This is a genomic window from Brevundimonas sp. GN22, assembly GCF_054824005.1.
The window spans coordinates 24516-31230 of record NZ_JSYD01000020.1 but is presented as its reverse complement, the minus strand read 5'-3'; the positions used below and the strand labels follow the sequence as shown (position 1 = coordinate 31230).

General features: G+C 62.2%; 6 protein-coding genes. 1 reads left to right on the top strand and 5 read right to left on the bottom strand.

Features of this window, described 5'->3' with window-relative positions; translation table 11 throughout:
- Positions 1 to 431 (top strand): PLP-dependent transferase (locus tag OB03_RS03635; RefSeq protein WP_461343263.1); only part of this gene is annotated, 431 nt, incomplete at its 5' end.
- A gap of 64 nt (positions 432 to 495) precedes the next feature.
- On the opposite strand, the gene OB03_RS03630 is transcribed toward OB03_RS03635, so the two are convergent.
- From OB03_RS03630 to petA, 5 genes are all read right to left on the bottom strand, one after another.
- Complete coding sequence (locus OB03_RS03630; protein WP_461343262.1) at positions 496 to 2073, bottom strand: M28 family peptidase; 1578 nt, start codon at positions 2071 to 2073, stop codon at positions 496 to 498.
- A 94-nt stretch (positions 2074 to 2167) separates the two neighbouring features.
- Complete coding sequence (locus tag OB03_RS03625) at positions 2168 to 3808, bottom strand: M28 family metallopeptidase (RefSeq protein WP_242914346.1); 1641 nt, start codon at positions 3806 to 3808, stop codon at positions 2168 to 2170.
- 120 nt (positions 3809 to 3928) lie between these two features.
- Positions 3929 to 4801, bottom strand: a complete 873-nt coding sequence (locus tag OB03_RS03620; RefSeq protein ID WP_461343261.1) for a cytochrome c1 — start codon at positions 4799 to 4801, stop codon at positions 3929 to 3931.
- Positions 4802 to 4806: 5 nt separating this feature from the next.
- Complete coding sequence (locus tag OB03_RS03615; protein ID WP_242914348.1) at positions 4807 to 6102, bottom strand: cytochrome b; 1296 nt, start codon at positions 6100 to 6102, stop codon at positions 4807 to 4809.
- Between the two features lie 17 nt (positions 6103 to 6119).
- On the bottom strand, positions 6120 to 6674 hold the full coding sequence (gene petA, locus OB03_RS03610; protein ID WP_427846581.1) for a ubiquinol-cytochrome c reductase iron-sulfur subunit: 555 nt from the start codon (positions 6672 to 6674) through the stop codon (positions 6120 to 6122).
- Positions 6675 to 6715 lie beyond the last annotated feature (41 nt).

The following is a 6715-nucleotide window of genomic DNA, read 5'->3' as shown; positions in this document are numbered from 1 at the left end:
TGCAAGGGCTAGAGACGCTGGCGCTGCGTATGGATCGCCACGTCGAGAACGCCACCGCCATCGCCAAATGGCTGAAGGCCCACCCCAAGGTGGAATGGGTGAACTACGCCGGTCTTGAGGACCACGCCTCGCACGGCCTGATCCAGAAATACTTTGGCGGCAAGGCGTCGGGTCTGCTGACCTTCGGCGTCAAGGGTGGCCGCGCGGCCGGTGCCCGCTTCCAGGATGCGGTGAAGCTGTTCACCCGTCTGGTGAACATCGGCGATGCCAAGTCGCTGGTCTGCCATCCGGCCTCGACTACGCACCGTCAGCTCTCGCCCGAAGAGCTAAAGCGCGCCGGCGTCACCGAAGACACCGTGCGTCTGTCGGTCGGTATCGAACATATCGACGACCTGATCGCGGATCTGGAACAGGCGCTGAGCGCAGCCTGATCTAGGCCGCTCATGAAAAGCCCTCCGCCGATCTGGCGGAGGGCTTCTTCGTCTGCAGATGGCCTTAGCGGGGGTCGGCGCGCTCGGCGTCGGTGCGTGCCCGCACCTGACCGAACTCCGACTCCGGCTTCCACGTCGGCCAGACGCGGCTATCAGCCAGTTCGCGGCCCAAACGATACAACAGGGTCAGGTTCTCGACCGCCGATGTGAAGTCGAGATCCTCGGACCATTCGTCGGTGGGCTTGTGATAGACGCGAGCGAAACGCTCCTGCCAAGCCGCCTTGCCAGCCTCGATGCCACCGTCCACGAAGTCCACACCGTGCCAAGGCATCAGAGCCGGAACACCCGCGCGGGCGAACGGGAAGTGGTCCGAACGGTAGTAGAAGCCCTGCTCCGGCTGGCCGTCGTCGGAGACGTAGCGCCCCTCGGCCTTGGCCAACACGTCCAGCATGTCTTCCAGCGTGTTCTGGCCCTTGCCGAAGATCGGCACATCGCGGGTCGGACCCGACAGCGGCAACATATCGATGTTGATATCGGCCACGGTAGTCGCCAGCGGATAGATGGGGTCTGCCGCATAGCCATAGGCACCCAGCAAACCCATTTCCTCGGCGGTGGCGTGCAGGAACACGACCGAACGCTTGGACGGGCCGGCCTTGGCGAACTCGCGGGCCATTTCTACGACGCCGACGGTGCCCGAGGCATTGTCCCATGCGCCGTTGAAGACGTTGTCGCCCGGATGATCGTTGGTGCCGACGTGATCCCAGTGTGCGCTGAAGACGATGGTCTCGTCAGGGAACTCGTTGCCTTCCAGTCGCGCCAGCAGGTTGTGCGTGACCAGAATGTCCTTGGTTTCCTCGGCCTTCACCGAGAGGGTCAGCGGCAGGGCGCGGGCCTTGAATGCACCTGCATCGAGCGCTTCCTCTGCAACGGTGCCGATGCCCCAGCTCTTGGCCAGCTCAGCCGACAACTGGCCCTTGAATTGCAGTTCAGCCGAACCGGGGCTAAGGGTCTGTTGGCGACCTGCGCGCGACAGCGAGCGGGCAAAGTCCGATTGGACCGTAATGATCGCCACCGCGCCACGGCGGAACGCCTCGTCGGCCTTGTACGCTTCTTGAGCATAGAAGCGGCGATACTCGCTACCGAACGACGGCGAGCCGCTCATGACGACTACGACCTTGCCGGTCACATCCGTATCGCCATAATCGTCCCACTCCCGCTCGGGAGCGGTGATGCCGTAGCCGGCGAAAACAACCGGAGCATTGGCAACGTCCGCTAGACCCGCCGTGTTGATGGCACGGACGGTCAGGCCATCAGCTGGCGCAATCGAGGTCGCCGCACCGCCTGCGCTGGAAACGGACACAACAGCGTCGGCCTTCGGGGTCAGGCGCAGCAGGTCGATCTGTTGCAGCCACTGGCCATCACGACCACCCGGCTTCATGCCCATGGCTTCATACTGGGCCTGCAGCCAGGCGAGGGTCTTTTCCTCGCCAATGGTGCCGGGCTTGCGGCCTTGGAAGTCATCGGCGCTGATCAAACGGATGCTGTCCGACAGACGCTGCGCCTCGAAGTCCTGCGCGAAGGCCGGAGCCGATACGAACACGAGGGCGGCAAGCGCTACGCCACGAAGAAAGGATTTGGGCATTTGGCCTCCTAGCAATGCCACAACCGCGCCAAGGCGAACGGTTCGGTTGCAGGACAGTCCCCCACGAACTGCCCTGCGATATTTCTACGTCCGGTCAGGGACGCTGCGCCTCGGATTGGGCACGAACAGCGGCGAACTCCGACGTGGGCTTCCATTGCGGCCAGTCGGTCGAATTCGCCAGTGCTTTGCCCGCCTCGTAAACGACTTCCATGTCTTGCGCCATGCCGCGCAGATCCCAGTCCGCGCTCCATTCATCGGCAACCTGGTGATAGCCGATACGGCCGTACTCGGCAGCGGCGGCGATCCGCGGCTCGATCGGCGCGTCGACGTAGTCACCGGCCGAGTTCACATAGGCCATCGGCACACCGCGACGCACCAGCGGGAAGTGGTCCGAACGGAAATAGATACCGGCCGCAGCACCTGCATCCGGCACAATCCCGCGCCCTTGCGCGGCTGCGACCTGCGTGAGGCGGTCATCCAGATCGGAGTGACCGAAGCCCGTGATGTTCAGCTTGTCCTTGCGGCCATAGACGTTGGCGGCGTCGATGTTGAAGCCTGCGACCGTCGTCTCCAGCGGATAGAGCGGATTGGCCGCATAATACTCCGAACCCAACAGACCCGATTCTTCGCCCGTGAACGCGACCATGACGATCGAGCGTTCCGGCTTCGGACCTGCGCCATATTGGCGGGCCAGTTCGATCAACGCAGCAGTACCCGAGGCGTTGTCCACGGCACCGTTGAAAATCTTGTCGCCGTTTACGCCCTCATCGGTTGCGATGCCGATGTGGTCCCAGTGACCGCCGTAAAGGATCGTCTCGTTCGGGCGCGAGGAGCCTTCCAGACGGGCGACGATGTTGTGGGTCACGATCTGGCTGGAAGCGACGTCAAAGCTGACGTCCATCGTCGCCTTGAGGTCGACGGGCTGGAAATCGGGACTGCGGGCCAGCTTCTTCTGCTCTTCGAAATCGACGCCTGCCGCCTCGAACAGTTTTTCAGCAGCATCGCGCTGGATCCAGGCTTCGACCGGAACGCGTTCCTTGGCCGGATCGGCGCGCACGATGTCGAACTGCGGCACGGTCCAGGAGTTGACGACCGTCGTCCAGCCATAGGCAGCGGGCCTGTCCTCATGGACGATCAGGACGCCGGCCGCACCTTGGCGGGCGGCCTCCTCATATTTGTAGGTCCAGCGGCCATAGTAGGTCATGGCCCGACCGCCGAAGGTGTTGAGTTCCGGCTCTTCAAAATCCGGATCGTTCACCAGCACGACGATGATCTTGCCACGCACATCGACCTTGAAGTCGTTCCAGTCGCGCTCGGGCGCATTCACGCCATAGCCGACGAACACCAGCGGGACGTCTTTCAGTTCGACATCACTACCCGGCAGGCGCGAGCTGATGGTGACCTGCTGGCCCTGCGTCAGCGGCGTGACCTCCCCGCCCTGCTTCAGCGCAGCGCGCACGTTCGACGACGCGATACGGTTCAGGGTGACAGCTTGCGTCCAGCCGCCGTTTTCGCCGCCTGGTGCAAAACCGGCATCGGCAAAGCGCTGGCTTAGGAAATCGATGACCTTCTGCTCGGCGGGCGTTGCGATGCCGCGGCCCTCGAAGCTGTCGTCCGATAGGATGCGAATGTCTTCGGATATACGGGCGGTGTCGAAGACCGACTGCGCCATCGCACCTCCCGACATTAAAGCCGCGCTCAACGCCAAGCTGGCAACCGTCGTAAACAGGCGCATGGGGCCTACCCTCCGCAACAATAAGATGGCGGGACGTTAAGCGCAGTCGGCGCAAAGGCAAAGAAAAACCCCGCCAACCGGACGGTCAGCGGGGCCAATCTTTTCACCGGAGCGGGTGGCTTAGTGAGCCACGCCCTTCCAGATCTTGCGGTACGAAGCGTAGGTGATACCGGCGAACAGGATCAGGAAGATCAGTACGCCGAAACCAGCCTGCTTGCGCTCAACCATCTTGGGCTCGGAAGCCCACATGATGAAGGCCGCAACGTCCTTCGACATTTGGTCGACGGTCGCTTCGGTGCCGTCATCGTAGCTCACCTGACCGGCGCGCAGCGGAGCCGGCATGGCAATGAAGCCGCCCGGAGGTGCATGGCCTTCGCCTTCCCAGAACGGGGTCAGGTCGCCGGCCATGTACGGGTTGTAGTTCTGACCCGGAGCCATTTTCAGACCCTTGGGCGGAGCCACATAACCCGACAGCAGCGAGTAGATGTAGTTGGCACCGTCGTGACGGGCCTTGGCCATCACCGACAGGTCCGGCGGAGCCGCACCGCCGTTGGCAGCCGCAGCCGCCGTGGCGTTCGGATATGGGTTCGGGAATTTGTCTGCGGTCGTGGCGTCACGCATCAGCGCCTCGCCGGTCTCCGAATCGATATCGGCAACCTGCAGTTCCTTGGCCAGAGCCTTCACGACAGGGTTGTCGTTCGGGTTCGGGTATTTCGGATTCCAGAACGGGCCGTGTTTGTCGCCAAGGTTACGGAAGTGCAGGTGGTCCATGCCGTGGCAGGACGCGCAGATTTCGCGATAGACCTTGTAGCCGCGTTGCAGCTGGCCCTGGTCGAAGGTGCCGAACGGACCTTCGAAGCTGAAGCCACCATCGCGCGGGTGCTTGGCACCACCGGCGGCCAGCGCCGGAGATGCCACAGCGACGATACCCGCAGCCGCAATGGCCGAGACGAGGATCTTACGGAAAGACACGATCTTTTTCTCTTTGCTCATCGGGCTCAGGCCTTCTCAGCTTCAGTCTTGAGGACCGGTTCGGAGATCGATGCCGGGATCGGCAGCGGCTTCTCTTTCAGGCCAACGAAGAACATGATCGGACCCAGGAAGGCGAAGTAGTACAGGGTGAACAGACGGGTCAGCCACAGGTACGAGTTCAGCTTGCCATCCAGTAGGGTGAAGCTCGGCATGCCCGGGATGACCGGAGCGTCCGGAAGCTGTGCACCGCACCAGCCGAGGCCGAAGCAGACGAACAGGAAGATCACGAAGAAGATCTTCATGGTCGGACGGTAGCGCATCGAACGTACCGACGAACGGTCGATCCACGGCAGGACGAACAGGATGCCGATAGCTGCGAACATAGCCACGACACCACCGAACTTGTCCGGAACAGCGCGCAGGATCGCGTAGAACGGCAGCATGTACCACTCCGGCACGATGTGGGCCGGCGTCTGCAGCGGGTTAGCCGGGATGTAGTTGTCGGCGTGGCCTAGAGCGTTCGGGTTGTAGAACACGAACACGGCAAACAGGATGAAGAACAGGATGATGGCAAAACCGTCCTTGACCGTGAAGTACGGGTGGAACGGCAGCATGTCCTTCTTCTCGCGGTCCTTCGGGATCAGGATGCCGACCGGGTTGTTTTGACCGGCAGCATGCAGAGCCCACAGATGCAGAACCACGCAACCCGCGATAACGAACGGCAGCAGGTAGTGCAGCGAGAAGAAGCGGTTCAGGGTCGCATTGTCGATCGCCGGACCGCCACGCAGCCAGATCAGGATCGGCTCACCAACAACCGGGATAGCACCGATCAGGTTGGTGATGACCTCAGCACCCCAGAACGACATCTGGCCCCACGGCAGAACGTAGCCGAGGAAGGCGGTGGCGATCATCAGGAAGAAGATCACGCAACCGATGATCCAGATCATCTCGCGCGGTGCCTTGTACGAGCCGTAGTAGAGGCCGCGCAGCATGTGCAGGTAAACGGCGATGAAGAACATCGACGCGCCATTGGCGTGCACGTAACGGATCAGCCAGCCACCCGGAACATCGCGCATGATGCGCTCGACCGAGGCGAAAGCCAGGCCGATGTGCGGGGTGTAGTGCATCGCCAGAACGATACCGGAGATGATCTGCGTCATCAGGCAGATCGCCAGAATGCCGCCGAAGGTCCACCAGTAGTTCAGGTTACGTGGCGTCGGAAGATTTGCGTAGTCCATGCCGAAACGGACGATCGGCAGACGGGTGTCCAGCCACCGCTCAATCGCGGTTTTAGGGACGTAAGTGGATTCGTGATTGCTCATGGGTCCTCGGTACGTCCTCAGCCGATCTTAACGCGGGTATCGGACAGGTATTCGTAGTTCGGTACGACCAGATTCAGCGGTGCCGGACCCTTACGGATACGACCCGATGCATCGTAGTGCGAACCGTGGCACGGGCAGAACCAACCGCCGTAATCACCGGCGTTGAAGGTCGGCACGCAGCCCAAGTGGGTGCACGAGCCAACGACCACGAGATATTTCTCGTGACCGGCCTTGGTGCGCTCCACGTCGGTCTGCGGCGGCGAGCCAACGGCACCTTCCGAGGTGACCTTGGCCAGCTCGGCCGGGGTGCGATAGCGCACGAACACCGGCTTGCCTTGCCACTTGATGACCACTTGCTGGCCTTCCTGAACCTTGGACAGATCGAATTCGATCGATGCCAAGGCCAGCGTATCGGCAGCCGGGCTCATCTGGTTGATAAGCGGCCAGGCGATCATCGCGCCTGCGCCCGCCGCGGCAGCGCCCGCAGCGATATGAATGAAGTCGCGGCGAGTAGCTTCGCCACCACCGTTTTGGCCTTCAGGGCCCTCAGGATTCACGACCGATTCGGCCACGCGTATCACCTCTGCAATCCGATCAGCCTCCCGCACGCATG